This window comes from Psychrobacter urativorans, assembly GCF_904846695.1.
Classification (GTDB): Bacteria; Pseudomonadota; Gammaproteobacteria; order Pseudomonadales; family Moraxellaceae; genus Psychrobacter; species Psychrobacter urativorans.
This window is the reverse complement of record NZ_CAJHBR010000005.1, coordinates 63,061-88,174: the sequence shown is the minus strand read 5'-3', so window position 1 is coordinate 88,174 and position 25,114 is coordinate 63,061. Positions and strand designations below refer to the sequence as shown.

The window sequence follows — 25,114 nt, the reverse complement described above, 5'->3', positions numbered from 1 at the left end:
TCAACGAAAACTACAAGACCCACTAATTAGTGAATAAGTAATAAATCGTATCATGTCCGCTCGCTTAGGCACAGATTTTGCGCATTATACTAGAATTTTTCCCTCAGGGCTAGCGCCATAAACAGGAAAAAGCCATAAAAGAACAATAGTTAGGCGCGCACTAAAACTGATAGTTTACGGTTAATCCATAATAATCAGGGGCAAGGTTAGTGGCGATGTGTAAGTTATCATTATAACTTTTGGTTAAAAACATACTGCTGGCAATGCCCAGCGCCGCACCTGCCAACACGTCAGTGGTATCATGCTCGTCTGCTTCTAAGCGAGTATAAGCGACAAAGCCTGCGCCTACATAAGCGGGTATGCTGTATTGGAGTCCATAACGTTTATGGATAAAGCTGGCGCCTTGAAAGGCTACTGATACATGTCCAGAGGGAAACGAGTTATTATCGCTACCGTTAGGCCGCTCTTTATCGATAGTAGCTTTGAGCACTTGCGTGGCCGCAAAGTTAGTAGCAAATGAACCATAGAACTGCTTACGACCAGCTTTATCATCCATATAATAGGTGCTACCGTAAGCAATAGCGGGGATAGCAACCGCAACGATATCACCAGCTCTTGTAAGATCTGAGTCATTGGCGGTACAAATTGGACTAGTCAAGATCAAGCCTGATGATAACAAGATCGATGCGGCGTACTTTTTATGGCTCATAGCCTTATTCCTAAAGATGTTTTGCTATGGATATTGAAATGCTATCATCAGTTTTTATTTGATGATAAGCCTCAGTTATTGGGTTGCTTACTTAAGCATTCTTTTATTGCTTATTTAGTCATTTTTTTCATTGCTCAAAGCTAGCTAGACCAGTGCTAAAGTTCGCTTCAAATCCAGCTTGATGACCATAAAAACTGCCTTTAATAGCAGCTAATTTGGATGACTGGGCAATTGTACTATAAAGCCGGACTGGTTTTTTTATTATCTAATGCTTATAAAGACTATTATAAAAATCTTTATCAACGCTGATTTATCGCTAGGCATTTATTGCTAGCTATTCGCTATTGATCAGTTACTATTCACTATTAAGGATCGATTATGATTTATCAATATTTAGACAAAGTCCCTAAATTTGCTAGCCCATTTAATGGTTGGGTAGCCGACTCAGCACGAGTGATTGGTGATGTCTATTTGGGTCATCAAGCTAGTGTTTGGTTCGGCGCTGTAATTCGTGGAGATAATGAGCGCATTCATATCGGCGACTATAGTAATGTACAAGAGAATAGCGTCATCCATACTGATGCAGGCATTGAGGTCACTATTGGCAATTATGTTACTATTGGCCATTTGGCGATGTTACATGGCTGCGAAATCGGTGATAATAGCTTGATTGGCATTGGTGCGGTAGTGCTTAACAATGCCAAAATCGGCAAAAACTGTATCATCGGGGCTAAGGCATTAATCACCGAAGGCAAACAGATCCCAGACAACTCATTAGTGATGGGCGCGCCCGCCAAAGTAGTCAAAACACTCACTGATGAACAAGTCGCTATGCTGCAAGCCTCTGCTATGCATTATGCCGCACGTTGCCAAAAGTTTAAAAATGGTCTAAAAGAAATAGCTATGCCTGAATAGCTATGCCTGAATAGAGAGGCGCCAGCTTTACAGTTACTACCATTCTAAGTATGCTTACCTATTATTGACGAGTATCACCCTATGAGTAACCCAGCTATTGATTCTTCACTTAACTATTCTTCTGTTAATGACATCCCCGCATCAAAGCGCACTTTAGCTTTATTTGACTTAGACCATACTCTACTTGATGTCGATAGCGACTATTTATGGGGTGAATATATTGTCAATAACGGTCTGGTTGATGAGGCAGAATATCGAACTGCCAATCAAGCATTCTATGAGCAATACATCGAAGGCACGCTAGATGCGACTGAATATAATGAGTTTGTAGCGCAGTTTTTGACTAGCTTGCCGCTGCCGCGCTTGCATGAGCTACGTGAACACTATATCCAGACTGAGATCGAACCGCATATACGTCCAAAGGCCCTAAAGGTATTGGCTGAACATATCGAATTAGGCCATGATGTCGTGATTATCTCAGCGACTAACGATTTTGTAGTATCGGCTATCGCTAAGCGCTTTGGCGTTGAGCGGGCGAATGTATTAGCGACGCCACTTGAAATCATTGATAAGCGTTATACCGGTAAATTAACTGACAAACCCAATTTCAAAGAAGGTAAAATCTATCATCTGAATAAATGGCTGGACAAGCAGCAAGCTGCTGGCGTTAGCTTTGATAAAACTTACGCTTATTCGGATTCCAAAAATGATTTACCGTTATTGCAATGGGCGGATATGGCCGTTTGCGTCTCGCCCGACGATGCTTTACATGCGCACGCTTTAGCGCACCGCTGGGCAGTAGAAGATTGGAGTATTTAGTTTTATTCAGGTATCGAATATTTTATAAGTAGCGTGGGTGGTAACCCACGTGATAATTTAGCTCAGCGTTCCGTGACTGTCATGATTGTTGGAGTTCTATTTAAAGAATTTCCCTTGCAAAGCTAAAGTTGCATTGCAATTTTTTAACGCTTTTCAGGCGTAGGCTAGGTTTTTAACCCAGCATTTTAAACTTGCAAAGTCTTGCAGCGGGGCTAAAAACGCCAGCCTACAACAGACCCTATTTATCTTATTTTTATTACTTATTAACCCTTAGGAAAATTTATGGAAATCAATCCGTACCAAGAGCAAATCAAAGACTTATCTGAGCGTGGACAGGACTTACGGAGGTATCTTTGACTTCGATGGTAAGCAAGAGCGCTTAGAAGAAGTCAATTTAGAATTAGAAAACCCTGAGCTATGGAACGATCCTGAGCGGGCGACTAAGATTAATAAAGAAAAGAGCCATTTGGATGGCGTTATCGACGTAGTGGTATCGCTTGAGACTACCTTAGAAGATGCAACAGCGATGCTAGAATTAGCAGTTGAAGCGGAAGATGAGTCCTTGCTTAACGATGTGCAAGCTGAGCTGGACAGTGCCGAAAAGCGGGTAGCTGATTTAGAGTTTCGCCGGATGTTCAGTGGTGAGATGGACCCTAATAATTGCTATTTGGATATTCAGTCTGGTAGCGGGGGTACTGAAGCGCAAGATTGGGCGGAAATGCTGCTGCGTATGTACACCCGCTGGGCAGAAGCGCATGGCTTTAAGGTTGAGGTCATTGAGATCTCATCTGGCAGCGTGGCAGGTATCAAGTCAGCAACCATCGAGATCAAAGGCGATTATGCTTTTGGTTGGTTACGCACAGAGATCGGTGTGCATCGCTTAGTCCGTAAGTCACCGTTCGATAGTAATAACGGCCGTCATACTTCATTCGCTGCAGTGTTTGTATCGCCTGAGATTGATGACGATATCGATATCGATATTAATCCAGCAGATTTGCGCATTGACACCTATCGCTCATCGGGCGCTGGTGGTCAGCATGTAAACACTACTGACTCTGCGGTGCGTATTACTCACGACCCAAGTGGTGTCGTAGTGACTTGTCAGAACGAGCGTAGTCAGCATGGTAACAAAGCCACAGCGATGAAAATGCTGCGTGCTAAACTTTATGAGCTGGAAATGCAAAAGCGCATGGAGAGCCAACAAGCGGTTGAAGACGGTAAGTCGGATGTCGGTTGGGGCAGCCAGATTCGCTCTTATGTCCTTGATGACTCGCGTATCAAAGACTTACGTACTGGTGTTGAAACCTTTAATACTGGTGCGGTACTCGATGGCGACTTGGATCAGTTTATCGAAGCCAGTCTAAAAGCGGGTTTATAAGCCTCAATTCGTATTCAAAAAACCAAAACTTACTTAAGGAAGATTATGCCAAGCGTGAATCAATATTTTGATGATAAAGTGACTTCTATTGCCTTTCAAACTGCCACTAAGCCAGCTACTGTAGGCGTTATGTCTATCGGTGACTATGAGTTCGGTACTAGCGAGTTTGAGACTATGAGTGTGGTTAGTGGCGCATTAACGGTCAAGTTGCCTGACAGCGATGAGTGGCAAACCTTTGCTGCTGGCGAGCAATTTACTATTGAAGCCAATAAAAAATTCAAAGTAAAAGTCGCGGTTGAAAGTGCTTATCTATGCTTATATGGTAAGTAGGATTTGTAACTAGTAGCGGTTATGTAGATAGTTTTCCCCGCTAAAAAAAACGCCAAACATTATCTGATTGGCGTTTTTTTATGGCTGTTATTTTTATACCTATTATATGACTAACTGAGCGGTAAACTGCTTTGAGTCATAAATCTTTTCGGTATTGCACCATATCTGTTTGACTAGCGATATGATCATAGAGTATCCGTGCTGGGGTGTTGCTCTGTTGCGTAGTCCAATAAACACGATTACAGCCTCGTTGCTTAGCGAAATCATAAACGTATTCAATCAACGTACGACCAACCCCTTGTCCACGTACCGATCCATCAACATATAAATCTTCCAAATAGCAACAGTCAGTAGTGTTCCAAGTATTAGGGTGTAGCACGACATGAGTGATGCCGACTAATACACCAGCTATCCGAGCGCCAAAGCCATAGATTGCTATCTCACTATCGATTATCTTGCGCCAAGTACAGTCGGTGGTTTCAGCCGCTAAGCTAGTCTCATAAAAGCTCAAATAGTTTTGCCATAGCGTTAGCCAAGCCTCATAGTCAGAATCTACAAGCGCGGTTATGGTAATAGAAGATTTACTAGTCATAGTTTATTCAGCTTTACAAAGTTAAAGGGTGTTAAATTATGCCTTAATAGTCATGATTTTATAACCCTGCCAGCCATCATATTGTGCGAAAGGGTGCCTTTAGACGGTTGCAGGTTTTACACAGGATTACACATTAGGCGTGGCAAACAAACAGTAAAAAAACTGCGAACTCTCTATGCTAAGGCTACGACAGGTTATTGACTGTCTACTACTAAACTTTAATGACTCAAAATAAAATATCTAAGGGCTAAAGTCCGAGCAGCTGCTGGCGATAGCTTACTCAAAATATTAGTGAAAAAAGGCGCACTATTTTATGGCTAATCGCACTGAGCAAGCAATGATAGAGGATCTACGTCATGATTATGAGTCGCTTGCACGCCGTGCCAAGCTACTTTATGTTAGTGATGAGGAACCAGGCTATCAGCGTCGTCGTCATGGGCGCGGTTTTACTTATCGTGATGCTACTGGCCATACGGTCAAAGATAAAAAGCTACGCCAACGTTTTGAGGCGTTAGTTATTCCACCGATGTGGTCAGAGGTGTGGATATGCCAAGATGACAGAGGGCATATCCAATCGACTGGTCGTGATGACAAAGCGCGTAAGCAATATTTATACCATGCGCTTTGGGATAATGTGCGTGACCAAGCCAAGTTCGATGCTATGATTGGCTTTGCTGAGGCGTTACCTAATCTGCGTGCGCAAGTTGAGCTGGATTTGGAGACAACGTCGTTATCTCGTGCTAATGTATTGGCTGCGGTAGTCAAACTGTTAGAGACCACCCTAATTCGGATAGGTAATAGTCGCTATGCTAAGCTCAACAAGAGCTACGGTCTTAGTACTCTACGCAGTAAGCATGTCAGCGAGATCGACAATGGGTTGGCCTTTGACTTCGTTGGTAAGAGTGCCAAAACTCATCATATTGAATTACAAGATGAGCGTTTGATTGCTATTGTACAAGCGTGCTCGGAGCTACCTGGCTATCAGATATTCAAATATCTTGATGAGCAAGGGGACAAGCAAGTGGTGGATAGCGCTGATATCAATCGTTACTTACGTGAGAATCTGTGTGCTGATAGTAGTAGTGATAATCAGGATCAAGAAGAGGTTGATAGACGCTATAGTGCCAAAGATTTTCGTACTTGGATGGCTAGTGTGTTGGCTGCCAGCTATCTCTATGACGAGCTACACAGCCCCACAGGAGCAGAGATAGTCGCCAGCGAACCGCATAGCAAGATGCGCCAATCATTAGTGACAGAAATGGTCAAAGAAGTAGCTAGCGAGTTAGGCAATACCCCTAGTGTCTGCCGCTCCTCCTATATTCACCCCGTTATCATCGAGCGGTTTTTGGCTGGAGAGTTCTTTGAACCTTATAAACAAGCAAGACGTGGACGCACTAAGCAGTATCAAAGCTCTGAAGAAAAAGCTTTGCTTGCATTCTTGCATAGCTTAGAGATTTGACCCTAATAGAGTAGTAATAAAAAATTAATTCATCACTAAAGGAATAGTTATGCAAATTGAAAACAGCAGTTTTTTGGTTACTGGTGGGGCATCTGGACTGGGCGAAGCCGTAGTTCGGGCTATCACAGCTCAAGGTGGTAATGTAGTCATAGCGGATCTCAATGAAGCCGCTGGTCAAGCTTTAGTGGCAGAGCTAGGCGCTAAGGTACGTTTTACACGTTGTGATGTAACTAATGGCGATGAAGTACAAGCTGCTGTACAGCTAGCCGAACAAGATTTTGGTGGCTTACAAGGTTCTATTAACTGCGCTGGTATCGCCGTAGTACAAAAGTTACTCGATCGTGATAACAATCCTGCCGACCTTGAGGCATTTAGCCGTGGAGTGAATATTAATCTAGTTGGCTCCTTCAATGTGGCACGCTTAGTAGCTGCTAGTATTGCTCGCCGAGTTGCTGCTACTAATATCGCTAGTAGTGATGCCAATCAAGAGACTGAAAAGAATCTAGATCAAGGGGTGATTATCAATACCGCCTCCGTTGCAGCCTTTGATGGACAAGTTGGCCAAGCCAGTTATGCCTCTTCTAAAGCTGGGGTAGTTGGCTTGACTCTACCTTTGGCTCGTGAGCTGGCACGTCATGGTATTCGGGTAATGACTATTGCGCCCGGAGTTTTTGGCACCCCAATGATGAATAGCATCCCAGAAAAAGCGCGCGAGCAGTTGGAGTTAGCCGTTCCTTATCCTAAGCGCTTGGGCGCACCTAGTGAGTTTGCTAAGTTAGTTACCCATATCATTGATAACGCTTATCTAAATGGTGAAGTGATTCGCTTGGATGGGGCTATTCGTATGACTTAAGACTTACAAAGTCGGTTTTCGCAGGATTTAAGGTACTCGCAGTATTCAGGGTATTAATAGTATTCGCACATAACTTAGCCCTAGGTTTTGCTATATTGATGGCAAAAGTTTTTACCCAGCATTCAAATAGCTCTAATAAGGATTAAAACCTATGTCGTTTTCTACTACGGATACTAATAAAGGCTTACGCTGGTTACTAGTCGCTATTGGCTTTGTGCTGATTATTAGTGTCGCTACTAGCAGTTATGCCAAGAGTGTCACTAACCGTGAGCAGCCTATCGATGACAGCGTAACTATCGATAAGATATTTGTCGATAAGTCTAATCGCCTGTTAAAGCTAATGAATAAAGGTGAAGTTATCAAGAGTTACCATGTGGCCTTAGGAGACAGTCCAGCAGGTCATAAGCAGCGCCAAGGTGATGAGCGTACCCCGACAGGCAACTATATTTTAGATTATAAAAACGAAAAATCTAAATTTTATCGCTCTATTCATGTTAGCTACCCTAATGCTGCTGATAAAGCCCGTGCCAAAAAGCTTGGCGTTAATGCTGGCGGCGACATTATGATTCATGGCCAGACTAACGGTTTAGGTCATTTGGCGGCGATTACTCAGCAACGTGATTGGACGGATGGCTGTATTGCAGTCACTAATGATGAGATGGATGAAATCATGGCTATCTATAAAGTAGGCATGCCGATTGAAATTGTAGAATAGGTCAGCACAGTTACTGTTTTTTTTGCTTACTGTTTTTACTGGCCATTTTTTGCTCATTATTTTTTCCATCGTTCTTGCTTAGTATTTTACTAAATAGTCAGCTATACCCAGCGTTTGTTCTTAGCCGAGCAAGCGCTTATTTTTTACATTTTTTAAAGATTTTATGGTTTTGTTGTCCTTGAAATAGTCGTTAAATATACCAATTAATTAGTCAAGATAAATATCACTGTTATAAGTAAGGTTTTATTGATTAGCTAGGTTGAAATAACCCCTAAGCTACCTTATATACATAACAGACACTGGTAAGTAAAAACCATAAATTTGCTGCCAAATATACCAATTATAAGAGGATCTAAAATATGAGATTTGAAAAATTTACTCAAAAGTTGCAATCAGCGATTCAAGAAGCGCAGAGCTTAGCGTTAGGGCGCGATAATACTGGGATAGATCCCGTGCATCTACTAGCGGTTTTGTTGCAAGATGAATCGAATTTGTCTATCTGTCAGCAAGCTGGTGGTTCTATTCCGGCGTTGAAGAATGGGGTAGCCAAAGCCCTAGATAATCAAGCAACGATTAGCGAACCGACTGGCGATGTCAATCTGAACCCAAACTCAGTCAAAATCTTGAACCTTGCTGATCGACAAGCACAAAAAGAAGGCGATGATTTTATCGCCACTGAATGGGTGATGCTAGCGCTAGCGGAACAAGGCGAAACTAAGAAGATATTTGAAAATGCTGGGGTAACAGCGCCTAAATTAAAAGCAGTCATTGAGCAGCTACGTGGCGATCAAACCGTTAACAATCAAAACGCAGAAGATCAACGTGATGCGTTAAATAAGTACACTATCAATCTGACAGAGCAAGCAGAGCTTGGTAAGTTGGATCCAGTGATTGGGCGTGACGAAGAGATTCGCCGTACTATTCAAGTGCTGTCACGTCGTACTAAGAATAACCCGGTATTAATCGGTGAGCCTGGTGTGGGTAAGACCGCCATTGTTGAAGGCTTAGCGCAAAAAATTATCAATGGCGATGTGCCAGAAGGCTTGCGTCACAAAGAAGTACTGTCATTAGATTTAGGCTCACTGATTGCGGGCGCTAAGTTCCGTGGTGAGTTTGAAGAGCGCCTAAAAAGCGTACTTAGTGACTTAGCTAAGCAAGAGGGTAATGTCATCTTGTTTATCGATGAGCTACATACTTTAGTAGGCGCAGGTAAAGCAGACGGCGCAATGGATGCGGGCAATATGCTCAAACCAGCCCTAGCTCGTGGCGAGCTGCATTGTGTGGGGGCAACTACTTTAGATGAATATCGCAAATACATCGAAAAAGATGCTGCCCTTGAGCGCCGCTTCCAAAAAGTGCTAGTCGATGAGCCAACGGTTGAAGATACTATTGCGATTTTGCGTGGTCTTAAAGAGCGTTATGAGCTGCATCATGGGGTCGATATCCAAGATAGCGCCATTATCGCTGCTGCTCGTATGAGTCATCGCTATATTACTGATCGTAAATTGCCGGACAAAGCGATTGATTTGATTGATGAGGCCGCTAGCCGTCTACGCATGGAGATGGACAGTAAACCTGAATCGTTAGGTAAGCTCGATAGCCGTTTGATTCAGCTTAAAATGCAACGTGAAGTGCTCAAAAACGAAGAAGATGCTGGCGCGCAAGCTGAGCGTAAAGCGTTAAATGTACAAATCGAAGAGTTAGAAAAAGAATACGCTGATCTCAATGAGATTTGGCAAGCTGAGAAAGCGCTAGTAAAAGGTAGTCAGCAGCTAAAAGATGAGCTGGATAAAGCCCGTACTGCTTATGATAAAGCCAGCCGTGAAGGTGATTATGAAGCGATGTCAAAATTGCAGTATGAGACTATCCCGCAGTTGGAGCGCCGCATTACTGAGTCTGATCTTGCTGAGCAAAAAGAGCAGACTAATGCGCCTAATATCAAGCTGCTACGTAATAAAGTGACCGATAATGAGATCGCTGAGGTGGTTAGTGCGGCTACTGGTATCCCAGTCAATAAAATGATGCAGGGCGAGCGTGACAAACTGTTGGCAATGGAAGAAAAACTCCATGAGCGAGTTATCGGTCAGGACGAAGCAGTAGAGGCGGTGGCCAATGCGGTACGTCGTAGTCGCGCCGGCTTGTCTGATCCTAATCGTCCTTCAGGGTCTTTTCTATTCTTAGGCCCAACAGGGGTAGGTAAGACTGAGCTGACTAAATCACTAGCGCATTTCTTATTTGATAGCGAGGACTCGTTAGTCCGTATCGACATGAGCGAATACATGGAGAAACACAGTGTTAGCCGCTTAGTAGGCGCACCTCCAGGATACGTCGGTTATGAAGAAGGGGGTGCATTGACCGAAGCGGTACGCCGTAAGCCCTATAGCGTAGTACTGTTCGATGAAGTAGAAAAAGCGCATCCAGATGTGTTTAATATTCTATTGCAAGTGCTCGATGATGGACGCTTGACTGACTCACAAGGCCGAGTAGTCGACTTCAAAAATACGGTCATTATTATGACTAGTAACTTAGGTTCACATAAAATCCAAGAAATGGTCGGCGAGAGTTATGAGGATATTAAGTCTGAGGTGATGGATTCTGTTAGTGAGCATTTCCGTCCAGAGTTTGTAAACCGTATCGATGAGATTGTGGTATTCCATGCTTTAGGGCAAGCACAAATGGCGGGTATTGCTGATATACAGATTGATCGTTTACGCAGTCGTTTACAAGAGCGCGAATTGGATATCACTTTAAGTGATGAGGCGATGACTCAGCTAGTAGCGGTTGGTTATGATCCAGTATATGGCGCGCGTCCCCTAAAACGTGCGATTCAGCAAGAGATCGAAAATCCACTGTCATTAAAACTGCTAGCTGGCGATTTTATTGCAGGAGATATCATCAAAGTCGAGGTTGGCAATGATGATCGATTGACTTTTAATAAGCTTAGAATGAGCTAATTAGAGAGTCAAACTTAGAGGTCTAATATTAGTTTTTCTAATGTTAGCAACTGAGTCCTAATCCTAATGCTCATACTAGCTATTAGTGACCCACCCCTTACTTGCAGTAGCAGGTAAGGGGTTTTATGTTTTTAGCTTTTACCTTAAGCGCTTATGTTATAAATGATCCTATGACTATTTTAGCTAGTGATTCTAGTAGCTAACTCAGGTCATATCTCAACAGATTTTACTAAGCTATTGAAAATATGTTGGTCATCCTATTTTGCTAATTATTGTCATTTGTTGATAATTGGTAACCAGTTTGTTACAGTGACTTTCATTAGAAATTGAGAATTAGTCATGGATCATGTGAAGGTTGGCAGATTAGGTCCGTTTCCGAAGGTGAGTAAACCTGTTTTTATTACCTCAGCATTACTTATCGTTGGATTTATTATTTTTGGCGCTTTTTTTACTGAAACTGCTGGTGCGGTATTTGGTTTTTTACAGAAATTTATTACTGATAAGTTTGGTTGGATGTTTATTATTTTAATGAACGTCGCTCTAGTCTTCTGTATTTACTTAGCAGCGAGCCGTTATGGTGATATTCGTTTAGGTCAGCAAACAGAACGCCCGCAATACAGTTTGTTCTCTTGGATAGGTATGCTGTTTTCGGCAGGTATTGGTATTGGGTTAGTATATTGGGGAACGGCTGAACCCTTATATCACTTTATGGCACCGCCGTTAGGGGAGGCTGAAACTATAGAAGCCGCCAAGCAAGCGATGAGTATTTCATTCTTGCATTGGGGCTTACACGCATGGGCTATTTATACTATAGTCGCTTTATCATTAGCCTATTTCCACTTTCGACGCGGATTACCGCTATCTATTCGATCAACGCTGTACCCAATATTGGGTAAAAAGATTTATGGGCGTTGGGGTCATACCGTCGATATCTTAGCCGTATTTGGCACTATGTTCGGGGTAGTAACCTCTTTAGGTTTAGGGGTAATGCAGATAAACTCTGGCCTCGAAAACTTATTCGGTATACCCAACTCTTTAACCGTACAGTTCGTTATTATCGCTGTGGTAACCGCATTAGCTTGTGGGTCATTGATGTTAGGTCTTGATAAAGGGATCAAGCGCTTAAGCGATATCAATATGGGTTTTACCGGCGTCCTATTAGCGTTTATGGTCATTTTAGGACCCACATTATTTATTTTTGATAGTTTTATTGAGAACATCGGTAATTACTTAGTAGCTCTAGTACCTTTATCTACTTGGGGTGAGGCTTATAGTAATACTGATTGGCAAAGTGGTTGGACTATATTCTATTGGGCATGGTGGGTAAGTTGGGCGCCATTCGTAGGAGTATTTATTGCCCGTATCAGTCGTGGCCGTACCATACGTGAGTTCGTATTAGGTGTGCTATTAATCCCTATGCTTATTTTGTTCTTTTGGTTCACAACTTTCGGCGGGGTGGCTATTCATATGGAGCTGCTTGCCGCTCTTGATCCCGCATTAGTCAGTCCAGGGTTAGTAGAAGCGGTACAAGCCGATACCGGTAGCGCTATCTTTAAGTTGGTCGAATACTACCCACTCACTAAGCCGGTTACTTTGATGATTGTGATCATGATTGTACTGTGGTTTGTGACTTCATCAGATTCAGCCAGTTTCGTTATTGATATGCTAACGGCTGGTGGTGATACTAATCCGCCGAAGATTCAGCGCTTATTTTGGGCAACGATGGAAGGTTTAATTGCTGCTATCTTATTAGCAGCTGGTGGACTTGGTGCCCTACAAGCCGCCGCTATCGTGGCAGGACTACCGTTTGCATTAGTAATATTTGTGATGATGTATGCGCTGTTACGGGGTCTAGGTCGTGATCGATTGATCCTTTATCGAGCGCAACAACACTTTATCACTGATGAGTCTGCGGATCACAACTCGGCTAACGAGTTCGTCGATGAAGATCTTTTAAAGGGTCCCTCTAAGATTACCTCAGGAGAATAAAAGCTAGCTTTTTATTGTCTAGATACAGCATTAGCTGGGATATTTTTGTAACCATAAAACCCTAGGATAGTTAGTTATCTTGGGGTTTTATTGTTTAGTAGAACTATAAAGAGCACTAGCTGATTTGATAGTTAGTGCTTATCTTGTTATGGTGGCCCTCTTAAAAATTTGAGACGATGACATGGATCATGTAAAAGTTGGCCGCTTGGGCCCTTTTCCGCGGGTAAGTAAACCTGTGTTTTTAACCTCTGCGTTATTAATTCTGGCATTTATTGTCTTTGGTGCGTTTTTTAATGAACAAGCAGAATTAGTATTCAATCAAGCAAAAGCATTTGTTTCGATACGTTTTGGCTGGTTCTTTATTGTAGTAGTCAACTTAGCCTTGGTCATGAGTATCTATATGATCTTTAGTCGCTATGGCGATATTAGGCTTGGCCATCAGACCGAAAAGCCAGAATATAATCTATTTTCTTGGATAGGTATGCTGTTTTCAGCGGGTATCGGTATCGGATTGTTATATTGGGGTACTGCTGAGCCGCTGTATCACTTTATGGCACCACCATTAGGAGAAGCTGAAACTATTGCGGCCGCTAAACAGGCAATGAACATCTCATTCCTGCACTATGGTCTGCATGTGTGGGCGATCTACGGTATGGTTGCTTTGTCATTGGCTTATTTCCATTATCGAGTAGGCTTACCTTTAGCCATTCGCTCAACGCTCTATCCTTTGATCGGCAAAAAAATCTACGGCCCTATGGGTCATACGGTCGATACTTTGGCAGTATTTGGTACTATGTTCGGGGTAGTAACGACACTAGGTTTAGGGGTATTACAGATCAACTCAGGTCTTACTACCTTATTTGGTATTCCTAATAATATTACTGTCCAGATTATCTTGATCGCTTTTATCACTATGCTGGCGGGATTATCGCTGTTTATGGGCTTAGATAAAGGTATTAAACGCTTAAGTGATATCAATATATTATTCACTATAGTGCTACTAAGCTTTGTGATTATCTTAGGGCCTACGCAGTTTATTTTTAATAGTTTTGTCGAAAACGTGGGCAACTATCTGCATCAAGTGGTTCCATTAGGTCTATGGACAGAGTCTTATAATGGCGAAGAGAACTGGCAGTCATCTTGGACTATCTTTTACTGGGCCTGGTGGATCAGCTGGTCACCTTTCGTTGGCGTATTTATTGCCCGTATCTCTCGTGGTCGTACTATTCGTGAGTTTATATTGGGGGTGTTATTAATCCCTATTACTATCTTATTCATATGGTTCACCGCCTTTGGTGGTTCAGCGATACATATGGAATTGCTAGCAGCGGCTGATCCTAGTATTGTTAGCCCTGGTCTGATTGAGGCGGTAAAAGCCGATACCGGTAGTGCTATCTTTAAGCTAATGGAATCCTATCCGCTAACCTCAGCCCTTAACTTGCTGATCGTAGTAATGATTGTATTATGGTTTGTGACCTCATCGGATTCTGCTAGTTTCGTTATCGACATGCTGACTTCTGGTGGGGATACCAATCCACCAAAGATTCAGCGTTTATTTTGGGCAGGTACAGAGGGCGTTATCGCTGCAGTATTATTAGCAGCAGGCGGTCTAGGGGCACTACAAGCAGCCTCTATCGTTTCAGGATTTCCGTTTGCCATCGTAATTGTCATTATGATGTACTCGCTACTGCGGGGTCTAAGTCGCGATAGACTGATTCTCTATCGTAATCAGCAGTGGTTTATCACTGAAGAATCCGCAGAGCATAACTCAGCTAATGAATTCCGTGATGAGGACTTATTGACAGGGCCACCTGATTTCGAAAAGTCTACTGATTAAAATATAGCTTGAATAAGCTTAAAGGGTAAACCTAAAAGCCCCAGCTTGGACTATAAGCTAGGGCTTTTTTATGTCAAAAAATTGTATTTAACCGCTCAGCTAACACTCTGTATAAAAATCTACGCTTAAAGTTTAAGATTAGCCCTTAGACCTAGACAAGGCTTTAAAAGATTTTCCTGAGACGAAGGCAATAGTCTGATGTAATGGTCTGATGCAATAGTCTGACAAGCATCAGGCTACGCCGTTTAAGCGCTAAGCATAACAGTTGAACTATCGAGCTGCTAATTTAAATAAAATAGCGCTGAATAACGACAAAAAAATAGCCCCTATATAGTCTAAGCTATCAAGGGGCTATTTTATAATTCATAAACGGCTATTGGTTAATAGCGACTAATAATATTAAGACTGCTTTTCGATATTGATATATTTATCGAAGTTTTGCGCATAATCGGTGAGATTGTCACTAAGCATTTGGCGATATTGCTTGACATAAAACTCAACGATATCGTCTTTTTCTTTAGCGAAGTCATCGCCTTTGATAAAACCGATTGAAGCGACAGAAGCACTATAACGCGCCGCTGCATAAAGTAGCGAAGCGCCAACTTGACCTGAATGCGCCTGCTCTCCTAGCTGACTATTAGCGACCCCAATGATGGCATCGGCACGCTGATAGAATGATTGCATCTCTGGAGTTATTTCAACGCTAGCATCAGTGCTATCATTACCATTGATAGTGTTATCGATAGTGTTCTTAGTAGTGTCTTGAGCGTCGTTCTGAGACATAAGCTTGTCCTATTAAATATGAGCTGTAAGATAATTGATTTTAAAAAGGCTTTATAAACCGGCATCTGCTTTTAGGATTTCAGCTTTATCTGTTTTTTCCCAAGTAAAAGCAGTCTCAGAGCCTTCACGACCAAAGTGGCCAAAGGTAGAGGTTTGCTGATACATAGGTTGCAATAAGTTTAGCATGCGCGTAATACCATAAGGGCGCAAGTCAAAATGTTTGCGAATCAGTATGATTATCTCATCATTACTGATCTTGTTAGTGCCAAAAGTATTGATCGAAATAGAAGTAGGTTCAGCGACGCCAATAGCATAACTAATCTGAACTTCACAACGATCCGCAATACCAGCGGCTACGATATTTTTGGCGACATAACGTACAGCATAAGCTGCACTACGATCAACCTTAGAGGGATCCTTACCACTGAATGCACCACCACCATGACGTGCCATACCACCATAAGTATCGACGATAATTTTGCGCCCTGTTAGGCCTGCATCACCTACAGGACCACCAATCACAAACTTACCCGTTGGGTTAATGTGATAGCGAGTACCTGCATGTAACAGCTCTGCTGGCAACACGTGCTTGATAATAGATTCCATGATAGCTTCTTGCAGATCAGCTTGCGAGATACTAGGGTCATGCTGAGTTGACAGTACTACGGCATCGATAGAAGTAGGACGGTTGCCATCGTATTTAAGCGTGACTTGTGCTTTAGCATCAGGACGTAACCAAGGCAAATCACCAGCACGGCGCAGCTCAGACTGACGCTGCATTAAACGATGCGCATATTCGATAGGAGCTGGCATAAGCACGTCAGTTTCGTTACTGGCATAACCAAACATCAAGCCTTGATCACCAGCACCTTGCTCTTCAGGGTTTTGACGATCAACGCCTTGGGCGATTTCAGGGGACTGCTTACCGAGCATGTTGATCACTGCACAAGTTTCGCCATCGAAGCCAAGATCAGAGTGATGATAGCCAATACCGTTAACCGTATCACGCACAATACGTTCAAAGTCAATATTAGCAGTAGTAGTGATCTCGCCTGCTAGCACTACAGCACCGGTTTTGACTAAAGTCTCGCAGGCAACACGTGCCTGTAAATCTTCACGCAAGATTGCATCAAGTATCGCATCGGATATTTGATCGGCCATTTTATCTGGGTGGCCTTCGCTTACGGATTCTGAAGTAAATAAACTATATTCACGCATAGTGGGTTCGCTTAATTGCAGGGACTGTTATCGATAAGGTCAGTCATTATTGAATGTGGGAAAAAGAGCAAATAGAACAAAAAATAGCACATTTTACCGTGATTTAGCCCAAAACTCTAGGGTAGCTTTAATATTAGCCAAGCTAGTGCTAACAGTTGGTCACTACTGCTGTCAAACCGTAGCGTAATGCGCTTTCGGCTAGTAGAGTACTGACTACGATAGACAAGGTTCAATCAGCGCTATCGGCTAGCGCGGCTAAAGTCTATAAAACTGACAGCTATTGCCTAATTGCGGTGTATCTAGGCCATTGACTAGCCGTAAAATATCAGTTCGATAGTCTAACGCGTTTAGCGCTATTGTTTGTAGGTTAACGTTATGCTTATTACGAATAATGCTACCAGTTAAAAAGCTGAGTGGTAGACGATAAAGTTGAGCTGGGCAGTTAAACATCTTAATAAGGCCGAACAGATCTAAAGGTTCAAAATTATCAAATACTACAGCCGTTCAGGTTTATATGCAGTTGCCTTAGCGTTTTAAAAGTCGCTATTCACCGTATTTTAAATCTCCGCAAAAGCCGCTTTATCCTTAAACATACACTCAGCATACACTGGACATTCGCCGCATTTAGGGGTGCGGGCCTGACAAGTATAGCGCCCATGCAAAATAAGATAATGGTGAGCATCGAGCATAAAGTCAGCGGGTATGCGCGCTACTAGCTTTTGCTCAACGATTAATACGTTTTTGCCAGTAGCTAGCCCAGTACGATTGCCGACTCGAAAGATATGAGTATCAACTGCCATAGTCGGCTGACCAAAAGCAGTATTCAATACCACATTAGCGGTCTTGCGGCCAACACCTGCCAGTGACTCTAAATCTTTACGGTTGTCAGGAACTTGGCCATCGAAGTTATCTATTAAGTCGCGACAAGTCTTGATAACATTTTTTGCTTTAGCATTATAAAGCCCGATGTTTTTTATGTAAGGTTTAAGACCCTCGACCCCTAAAGCCCAAATAGCTGCTGGGGTATTGGCTACTGGATATAACTGCTGAGTGGCAATATTGACACTGATATCAGTAGCCTGCGCTGATAAAATAACGGCGATAAGCAGCTCAAAGTTGCTTTTGTAATGCAGCTCAGTGAAAGGCTCTTTAATGGTTTCTGCTAACTTTTCAAAAAACGGCCTAACATTACGTTTAGGCATTAGTCGCGATGGTGGCGTATTGGCCGTTTTATGTTTGACTGTTTTACTCATATTTATTCATGCCTAGTAATAGGGGCTGATAACACCTTATAACATTTTATAAAAGCTGATAGCTATTGGACTAGGGTTGTTAATAACTGTCAGGGCAGCAATGCTAGTTTTAGCCGCCTTAAATAAGCGCCAACTCTGCTTTTAGAGTCATAAGCTCTTGCTGCTTGGCCGTATTATCACGCACGCTTAACTGTTTTTCTAACTTTTTAATCTTACTACGTAGCTTAGCTGCCGCAATAGTATCTTTGGCTTGCTGCTCACTGATATCTAAAGTTTGACTAGCGGCATTGTTGAGTTTGGCCTCGACCATACTGACTACGGGTCTAGCATTGCTGCTATCAGCTAGCTGTTCAGTGACGCGCTGAAGGTGCGTGTGATAACGCAGGCGCAAATCATCTTGCTCTTGAGTCCGCTCAGCATCAGTCAGCTCACGCTCGATAGTTACTAAGTCGATGCAATCTACTGGGCAAGGCGCTATACATAGCTCACAGCCAGTACATAAGTCAGTAAAGATAGTATGCATATGCTTACCTGTACCAATGATGGCATCGACTGGACAGGCAGGGATACACTTAGTACAGCCAATACAATCATCCTCACGAATGATAGCTCGCACTTCAGTAGGGCGTTTGGATGTCGGTTCTATCGGCCACTTTGAAGGCTCAGCGCTAAGCAGATTGTCAATATCGAGATTATGGTCAGTAGCAATAATCTGCGCAATAGCATCAGTAACTGGCTGACCGCCTGGCACACACTTATTATAGGGCTCATAGTTAGTGACGATAGCAGTAGCATAGGGCAGACAGCCATCAGGATGCTCGCATAAGCCGCACTGAGTCTGGGGTAAACAAGCATCGATCTGCGCTATCTTTAATTGAGTCGCTGTTGGTAAAGTATCAATAGTCAAAGTATCAAAGAGGATAGGGAGACTAGTTAAGCGCGTATGACTACTGGTAGGAGTACTAGTATAACTGGACATTTGATAACTGGCCTATAAGCTGGTATAAAAATTAATGGTAAAACTATTGTTCGCCATGACTGTCATTTGCAACAAGGTTTACAGACAAACCCCTTGCTCTTGCGCAATTTGGGCAATCAAATCATAAGCGATACTGCCCTTAAAAGGGATCTTCGGCAAGTTCGATATATCAAAGAACTCTGCATGAGACAGCTCATCTTCTTGGATCACGATATCACCACTGACATAACTGGCTCGAAAGCCTAGCATTAAGTTGGATGGAAACGGCCAAGGCTGGCTACTCACATAGCGAATATCAGTCACCCGAATACCAACTTCCTCAGCCACTTCACGTACTACTGCATGCTCTAAGCTCTCACCAACTTCAACAAAGCCAGCAATCAAACCATACTGCAATGAGGGCGTCTTTTGCCCATAGCGGTGATGATGTGCCAGCAAGACTTGCATCTCATTAGTCACGGGATTAAGTCGAGTAATAGCCGTAATTACACATGGCTGCACTCGTGGATATTGACGCAGTCGGCAGACTGAGCATACCATCGCTCGCTCACCGGATGTGGCTAGTTTTACAGGCGCACTGCAACGGCTACAGAATTGAGTATCGGCTTGCCAGCGTAATAACTGTATAGCTTGACTAAGCTGATCGGCGAGGGCTACTGACAACGTAGCTAATAGCTGGCGATAGGGAATAAAGGCCGTTGTGGCACTGTCATTAGCTTCTAACACAGCATCTTTATTAGCATCATCTGCACCTGCATCGACACTTGATAACGGGGTTATCTTAGGTAAAGCCAGTTGATGGTTTTGTGCATAATAATAAGTAATAGCGCTAGTCGCTGGTGCGTCATGCTGCATAACTATCGAGTCAGCCGTCGTCGAATCAGCTGATTGCCAATAGCTAGGCGCTAAGCTGATCTGTAGTTGGACGCGGCCTAATTGGTAAGGTGGCTGCGACTTATGGTCAGTGCTAACTGCTGGCAAGTCAACTAGTACAGGGGACCAGCCGCTAACTGTTTGCTGACATAACAAAGTTTCATCTTCAAAAACAAATGCACTACTCATTAATAGCTATCCAAATAAATTATATAAAACAACTTTTAAAAAAGACGCCTAAAGAAAATATTTTCGTTGAGCGTCCAAAACTAAGCATTTGACACTAAACATTCAAACTAAGCATTTAAGACTGAGCACTTAAACTAAGCATTTAACACTAAACATTCAAACTAAGCATTTAAACTAGCTAGCCAAAAATTGACTCACAGTTATTAGGCGGCCAGTAGCTTGCTTAAGCTATGTTGACCCACTTCCAGCGCCTGCTTTATTACCGGTCGCTTATGTTGAGAGCCGTCCAAATAATAATCTACCGACACCAGCACATCAGCAATATAAGCCAGTATATCGCTGTTAATCAGCTGATTGGATTCAATGCAGGGTGTCAAAAATTTTGCCAATTGCTTGAGCATAGTCGCTGAAGTCGATAACTGTAAAAAGCTAAGCGCCCCAGCCACTTGACTCATAGTAGGGGGCACTGCTTTTAATAGCTGTAAATCCTGTTCAGGAACTAGCGAATACTCATTGATAAGTTTTTCGGTACTAGCAAGGGCGCTACGGCACTCTTTAATCACTGTCTCATAAGCGCTATTGAGCTGATGCAAGGAGATAGCAGTATTATTCAGGGGTAGATAGACTTCACCTGGCGTATGAATCTCAGCCATAGTGATAATAGCGTTTTCAGCGCTCATAAGGGCTAGCAATAAATAATCGAAGTCATCAGGAGTCGGTCGCTGCCATTGACTTACCGTTTGCGCTGCACAGCGCAGGGTAGTAGCTGCTGAATTTAGGCCTATCAATTGTAGGGTAGAGCCTAACAGCATAAGCTCAGCAACTATTTGCTCGGCTTGAGCGGCAGAGTCATTGAGCCCAGAGTTAGCAAAATCACATCGAGAATAAATATCTATTGTTTCTTTGATAGTATTTATATGCAGTTGAACCCACTCATTTAGAGGATCAGTGACTTGTCGATTAGGACCAAACAAAAAGCCCTTCATTCGCTCGCACTGAGTACTATCCAGCTTATTGCTAGCGTACTGCTCACCTACCATCTTTGCTGACTGATGGTCACGTTGGCAGGCAAAGCTCACTAAGTCAGCAAAGCGACTGTCGATAATGGGTAAATAATTATGAAACTGCTGTTCTAAATAAATAAGCGTGTGCTTTTGGCGTATAGTTAAAGGTAAGATGGCCTCGATATCGGTGACTAGCGCATTAGCAGCTTGCCAAAACAAGGTTTGACTATGAGTAGCAATCAGCGCACAAGCAGCGCTCATAGATTCGAATTTTTGCTTATCTATTGCACTAAGATCACCGTCTTTATTGGTCAACACTACTGCCAAACCACTACGATAGCCATGACACAGAAGTTTATGATCTAAGTTTAGACTACTCAAAGGCTCAAAGTTTTTCTCAGGGTTAGCAATGACTACACTGCTACTACTAAAAGCAGAAAAATAGTATTCATCTACAGGGTCTATACCGCAATGGCTGTAGAGCGTGTTAATAATAGGCAATACTAAGCTGGGCTCTACTGTCTCAGTCAAAAGCACAAATTCAATATAACGATCAAAGGTCATAATAGCCTCTGACAAGTCCATAATAAGGGGAGCATCAGTTGAGTCATGGTCATCATTACTGTCATTGTACTGACTGTGGTAATAGAGCTGCTGCAAAGCTGCGCCTATAGCACTACTAAGTAATTGCGCATCCTTTAAAGCAATCAGCTCAAAGATGCTAGACAACTGCTTCAATACTTCAATCGATTCTAATAATAATACAGCTTTTTGCTTATCATCATTGAATTCAGTTAAATGATATTCAGTGTCTTTTAAAATAATGACAATCTCTTGATGCAGTAAGTGCAAGGAGGGGAGATTAAAATTAGTAATGCTAAGTGTGGGTATACTCAAAGCTAATTGCTCAGTCTGACTCATAATTATTTTTCCGTAAAATTGCGAACTATAAAATGTAAGTAATAGGCTGCAAGTAGCTAAGTTTGGGCGATAAAATATCAATAATTGAGATTAATTTTTAGTATTGAAAACTGGTTTTACAGCGCTATTAAAAATGCTGCTCAGCTGATTACCACTGGGTCATTTTAGTTTTGAGCTCAGGATTTTTTTCTGCCAAGTTAGCGAACCAAGCCTCATTGGCAGTACGGTCCGCTGCTGAGTCTACTAATAGCGCAGCAAGATTGGCAAAATTACTATGAGCAGTATGGCCGCCTTCCGTCTGACTGTCTTCCTCTATCCCTAGCGTCACTTGACCGCCAGTCATAGCCAAATAGACTTCTGCCAAAATCTCCGAATCCAGTAAAGCCCCATGAAAAGTACGGTCTTGTTTACCGACATCTAGGCGCCGTACTAAAGCATCTAGGGTGTTCTTTTGTCCTGGATACTGCTGTTTAGCCATAGACAGTGAGTCTGTCACTTGCACACGCTGAGCAAAGTCCGTCATACCCACTCTATCGAATTCCATGGTCAAAAAGCTCATGTCAAACGAAGCATTATGGGCGATGATCTCAGCGCCATCCATAAAGTCATACAATGGCTGAGCTACCTGATCAAAGGTAGGCTTGTCGCTCAAAAAAGCTTCTGATATACCGTGAATACGCACTACCACTTCATCCATACCACGCTGTGGATTGATATAGACGTGCAGTTTTTCACCAGTGAATTTACGTCCAATCATCTCTACAATACCTACTTCAATGATCCGATCGCCTTTGAGCGCATCCAATCCTGTAGTTTCGGTATCCATAATGAGCTGACGATTAGTCTCACCACGATGAATAGGCTTAGGCAACAAAGGGCGAAAATTCGGATTGGCGCGACTAGTATCGCCATCGAACTTAGTTACTTCGGTTAGATCTTTATTATCTATACTTAAGTTGTCTGTCGTCATAACGTTGGTAACCATAGCATCTGTAGTCATAGTATTAGTGATCATAGTAGGGGTGCTGATAGGCGAGCTGATACTTACAGCAGGCGCATCGAGTTTAGCCTTAACATTATTTATCGCGTGATCTGTCTTTGCATTATTAGTATTAGCACTATCAGTTGTTGCACTATTAATAGTTACAGTATCAATAGCTGCCTTATCAATAGATGCCTTATCAATAGTGTGCTCATAAGCAGGTTGCGGCGAATTAACAGCAACCCTTGCTTGCAAAGCCAAGTCATTGCTGGACTCAGCACTAAACGACTCATCTAATGGGTGATTTGTTTCTTCTGCTTCTGCTTCGTCTGCTTCGTCATCCAATTCATCTAAGCCTAGCGGGTCAAAATCTAACCAGTCCTCGTTCGCCAAAGCTTGCGCTTTTTGGTTAAATTGCTTTGTAGGAACCGTAGCACCATTATCAGCTATGGAGAGTTTTTTTTTAGCAATACTATTAGTATTTTGCTTATCAGTATCTTGCTCGCTGCTTGAGGTTACCCCAAGATTGGCCAGCTCATCAGCCTTTTCATTACCGACATGGCCAGCATGACCTTTGACCCAATGCCAACTGACCTCACGCGCACTATTCAATGCATCCAACTGCTGCCATAAATCTTGATTGGCTACTGGCTTTTTGCTAGCCGTTTTCCAGCCCCGTTTTTTCCAGTTAGCAATCCATTCCGTAATACCGTTTTTTACATAGCTTGAGTCAGTCCAAATCTCTAGCTTGAACTCATTCGGGCTGTGCTTGAGCGCTTGGATAGCGCCCATTAGCTCCATACGGTTATTAGTAGTATCCGCCTCACCGCCATATAAGTCTTGAGTGCTACCATCACTAAATATTAGATGAGCGCCCCAACCACCAGCGCCAGGATTACCCTTACAAGCACCGTCGGTATAAGCTACGGTAGTATTGAGCTTGGCGGCCATAGGGTCAATAGCAAGGTTGGCAGTGGTGGACGCTGTTGACATAAAGTTCTCTGACATAAAAGCTCGTTGAGTTTATTAATGAGTTAATAACTATTTATTGATTATTCAATGATTAAAAAGGGTCTGGCTCGATTGTCAATAAATCAGCACGCCCTAGTTTTATAAAGTATTTTTAATCGGTTATAGTGTAGCAAATTAAACAAGGTCAATGATAACAAATAGCTTGCCAATAGCGCTGACCCTAAACTATAGAATCATCAACTATAAAGCACATATCAAAACAGAAAACGATGGAATTTCTGCTAAAATAACAGCCTTCTTTAACGCTTTTAATACCCTAATGCAGGATAACGATGCCATGCCCTTACGCTCAGATATTATTGGCAACAAGCTTACTATATTGGCGACTAGTCTCACAGCCTGTAGTGTACTATTTTTGACCAGCTGTAGCGATAACAACAGCACAGCTGCAGATACTAAAGCGGTTGAACCGGCGGTAGATCTATCTATATTTGAGGGCTGCTATACGGTAAGTAGTGATGAACCGGCGCAAATCAAAGTCAGTGAACAGCAAGGCGTTTGGGTAATGCAAATGAAAGAGCCAGCTAGTGCCAAGCGTGTCTGGGATACCCCTGAGCCCTTAGAAATTGTCAAAAGCAGCGAAATTCCAAAATTCTTTTCGATAGACCCGGATAATGTCGATGCCGTCATCGCTCGTCCTGATCGAGTTCTAGTCTTGGCTCATGTCAAACCAGTATATGCCAATATAGATCCGCTATTAGATAGCGAATATTTGTCCTATATTTATAAAGGCTCAAATACTATCTATCGGGTGAAGTGTGATGAAATTAATACCGATATTTTGGCCAATCCGCATGCTAATTTGGTCATCGATAATGTCAATGACAGCATTTGATTACCGGACTGTCCAAGCTTGAGCTATTATTTATATATTGCGTGCTGATATAGAATTTTATTAAGTACTACAAGAGTCAAAATCTATGAATTTTTTAAGTTATGTCATTTTAGGTGGCTTGTCTTATGCGGCAGGTTGGGCGGTCAGGGTTCACGTATTGGCTAAACAGCCAGCACCAGAGCAACCCTATAATCTAAAGCATCCCACTATTTTGGGTTATTTGGCTGGGTTTTTTATTATTATGCTCATTATTTCATGGCTAATCGGTCGTTATATATTGGGTCATCTACAGATAGATTTATTGTTTATTATTATCAACAGCATCGTTGCTACTTTTGTGTTTTCATTTGGTCTAAACCCAGAAAAAGCGCGTTATGAGGTGCCTGATGATAAGTTTTAAATCGTGCTCTTTAGACAGTCTACTTGTAAGTAATCAATAAAGCATAAGAGCACTATTTTTAAGCAAAAATAATGACCAAGGCTATTAGGCATTGG

The 25,114-nt window shown here is 42.5% G+C and carries 21 protein-coding genes; 12 read left to right on the top strand and 9 right to left on the bottom strand.

Going from position 1 to position 25,114, the window contains the following annotated elements:
• Nucleotides 1–160: 160 nt before the first annotated feature.
• Complete coding sequence (locus JMY09_RS05480) at nt 161–709, bottom strand: phosphatase PAP2 family protein (protein ID WP_201622590.1); 549 nt, start codon at nt 707–709, stop codon at nt 161–163.
• A 378-nt stretch (nt 710–1,087) separates the two neighbouring features.
• Between JMY09_RS05480 and JMY09_RS05475 the strand changes: the two genes are divergently transcribed.
• The 4 genes from JMY09_RS05475 to ppnP all read left to right on the top strand — a co-directional run bounded on the left by JMY09_RS05475 (nt 1,088) and on the right by ppnP (nt 4,151).
• Nucleotides 1,088–1,624 (top strand): gamma carbonic anhydrase family protein, encoded by a 537-nt coding sequence (locus JMY09_RS05475; RefSeq protein WP_201622589.1) that lies wholly within the window; start codon nt 1,088–1,090, stop codon nt 1,622–1,624.
• A gap of 81 nt (nt 1,625–1,705) precedes the next feature.
• Entirely contained in the window at nt 1,706–2,443 is a 738-nt protein-coding gene (locus tag JMY09_RS05470) for an HAD family hydrolase (protein WP_201622588.1), read from the top strand.
• 282 nt (nt 2,444–2,725) lie between these two features.
• Nucleotides 2,726–3,821 (top strand): peptide chain release factor 2 gene (gene prfB / locus JMY09_RS05465; protein WP_201622587.1). Its coding sequence is split into 2 segments (ribosomal slippage): nt 2,726–2,797 and nt 2,799–3,821, totalling 1,095 coding nucleotides; the frame shifts between segments, so codons are not numbered across the junction.
• Between the two features lie 45 nt (nt 3,822–3,866).
• Nucleotides 3,867–4,151, top strand: coding sequence for a pyrimidine/purine nucleoside phosphorylase (gene ppnP / locus JMY09_RS05460; protein ID WP_201622586.1), 285 nt, complete (start codon nt 3,867–3,869; stop codon nt 4,149–4,151).
• 136 nt (nt 4,152–4,287) lie between these two features.
• On the opposite strand, the gene JMY09_RS05455 is transcribed toward ppnP, so the two are convergent.
• A complete protein-coding gene (locus tag JMY09_RS05455) occupies nt 4,288–4,743 on the bottom strand; it encodes a GNAT family N-acetyltransferase (protein ID WP_201622585.1) in 456 nt (151 codons plus the stop codon).
• Between the two features lie 313 nt (nt 4,744–5,056).
• On the opposite strand from JMY09_RS05455, the gene JMY09_RS05450 reads away from it, so the two are divergent.
• The 6 genes from JMY09_RS05450 (at nt 5,057) to JMY09_RS05425 (ending at nt 14,550) form a co-directional block, all read left to right on the top strand.
• A complete protein-coding gene (locus JMY09_RS05450; RefSeq protein WP_201622584.1) occupies nt 5,057–6,202 on the top strand; it encodes a DNA topoisomerase IB in 1,146 nt (381 codons plus the stop codon).
• A gap of 49 nt (nt 6,203–6,251) precedes the next feature.
• The gene (locus tag JMY09_RS05445; RefSeq protein ID WP_201622583.1) at nt 6,252–7,055 is read left to right on the top strand and encodes an SDR family NAD(P)-dependent oxidoreductase; all 804 of its coding nucleotides are present in this window, start codon (nt 6,252–6,254) and stop codon (nt 7,053–7,055) included.
• A 151-nt stretch (nt 7,056–7,206) separates the two neighbouring features.
• Nucleotides 7,207–7,770 carry a L,D-transpeptidase family protein gene (locus JMY09_RS05440; protein ID WP_201622582.1) on the top strand — a complete coding sequence of 188 codons (564 nt, stop codon included), beginning with the start codon at nt 7,207–7,209 and terminating at the stop codon, nt 7,768–7,770.
• 359 nt (nt 7,771–8,129) lie between these two features.
• Nucleotides 8,130–10,724, top strand: a complete 2,595-nt coding sequence (gene clpB, locus JMY09_RS05435) for an ATP-dependent chaperone ClpB (RefSeq protein ID WP_201622581.1) — start codon at nt 8,130–8,132, stop codon at nt 10,722–10,724.
• 339 nt (nt 10,725–11,063) lie between these two features.
• Complete coding sequence (locus JMY09_RS05430; RefSeq protein WP_201622580.1) at nt 11,064–12,713, top strand: BCCT family transporter; 1,650 nt, start codon at nt 11,064–11,066, stop codon at nt 12,711–12,713.
• A gap of 181 nt (nt 12,714–12,894) precedes the next feature.
• Nucleotides 12,895–14,550, top strand: coding sequence for a BCCT family transporter (locus JMY09_RS05425; protein ID WP_201622579.1), 1,656 nt, complete (start codon nt 12,895–12,897; stop codon nt 14,548–14,550).
• A 399-nt stretch (nt 14,551–14,949) separates the two neighbouring features.
• Here the strand turns inward: JMY09_RS05425 and JMY09_RS05420 are convergent, their stop codons facing one another.
• From JMY09_RS05420 to dnaQ, 7 genes are all read right to left on the bottom strand, one after another.
• Nucleotides 14,950–15,333: a DUF3144 domain-containing protein gene (locus tag JMY09_RS05420; RefSeq protein WP_379606631.1), complete on the bottom strand. Its 384-nt coding sequence runs from the start codon at nt 15,331–15,333 to the stop codon at nt 14,950–14,952.
• A gap of 51 nt (nt 15,334–15,384) precedes the next feature.
• A complete protein-coding gene (metK, locus tag JMY09_RS05415) occupies nt 15,385–16,551 on the bottom strand; it encodes a methionine adenosyltransferase (protein ID WP_201622578.1) in 1,167 nt (388 codons plus the stop codon).
• Nucleotides 16,552–17,108: 557 nt separating this feature from the next.
• On the bottom strand, nt 17,109–17,804 hold the full coding sequence (gene nth / locus JMY09_RS05410) for an endonuclease III (protein ID WP_201622577.1): 696 nt from the start codon (nt 17,802–17,804) through the stop codon (nt 17,109–17,111).
• 118 nt (nt 17,805–17,922) lie between these two features.
• Nucleotides 17,923–18,783, bottom strand: coding sequence for an RnfABCDGE type electron transport complex subunit B (locus JMY09_RS05405; RefSeq protein WP_201622576.1), 861 nt, complete (start codon nt 18,781–18,783; stop codon nt 17,923–17,925).
• 78 nt (nt 18,784–18,861) lie between these two features.
• Entirely contained in the window at nt 18,862–19,845 is a 984-nt protein-coding gene (gene nudC, locus JMY09_RS05400; RefSeq protein ID WP_201622575.1) for an NAD(+) diphosphatase, read from the bottom strand.
• Nucleotides 19,846–20,048: 203 nt separating this feature from the next.
• Nucleotides 20,049–21,770, bottom strand: a complete 1,722-nt coding sequence (locus JMY09_RS05395) for a hypothetical protein (RefSeq protein ID WP_201622574.1) — start codon at nt 21,768–21,770, stop codon at nt 20,049–20,051.
• 148 nt (nt 21,771–21,918) lie between these two features.
• Complete coding sequence (dnaQ, locus tag JMY09_RS14505; protein WP_227677183.1) at nt 21,919–23,760, bottom strand: DNA polymerase III subunit epsilon; 1,842 nt, start codon at nt 23,758–23,760, stop codon at nt 21,919–21,921.
• Nucleotides 23,761–23,911: 151 nt separating this feature from the next.
• On the opposite strand from dnaQ, the gene JMY09_RS05380 reads away from it, so the two are divergent.
• Both JMY09_RS05380 and JMY09_RS05375 read left to right on the top strand, forming a co-directional pair.
• Nucleotides 23,912–24,619: a hypothetical protein gene (locus tag JMY09_RS05380; RefSeq protein WP_227677182.1), complete on the top strand. Its 708-nt coding sequence runs from the start codon at nt 23,912–23,914 to the stop codon at nt 24,617–24,619.
• Nucleotides 24,620–24,704: 85 nt separating this feature from the next.
• The gene (locus JMY09_RS05375; protein ID WP_201622573.1) at nt 24,705–25,019 is read left to right on the top strand and encodes a hypothetical protein; all 315 of its coding nucleotides are present in this window, start codon (nt 24,705–24,707) and stop codon (nt 25,017–25,019) included.
• The last annotated feature ends 95 nt before the right edge of the window (nt 25,020–25,114 follow it).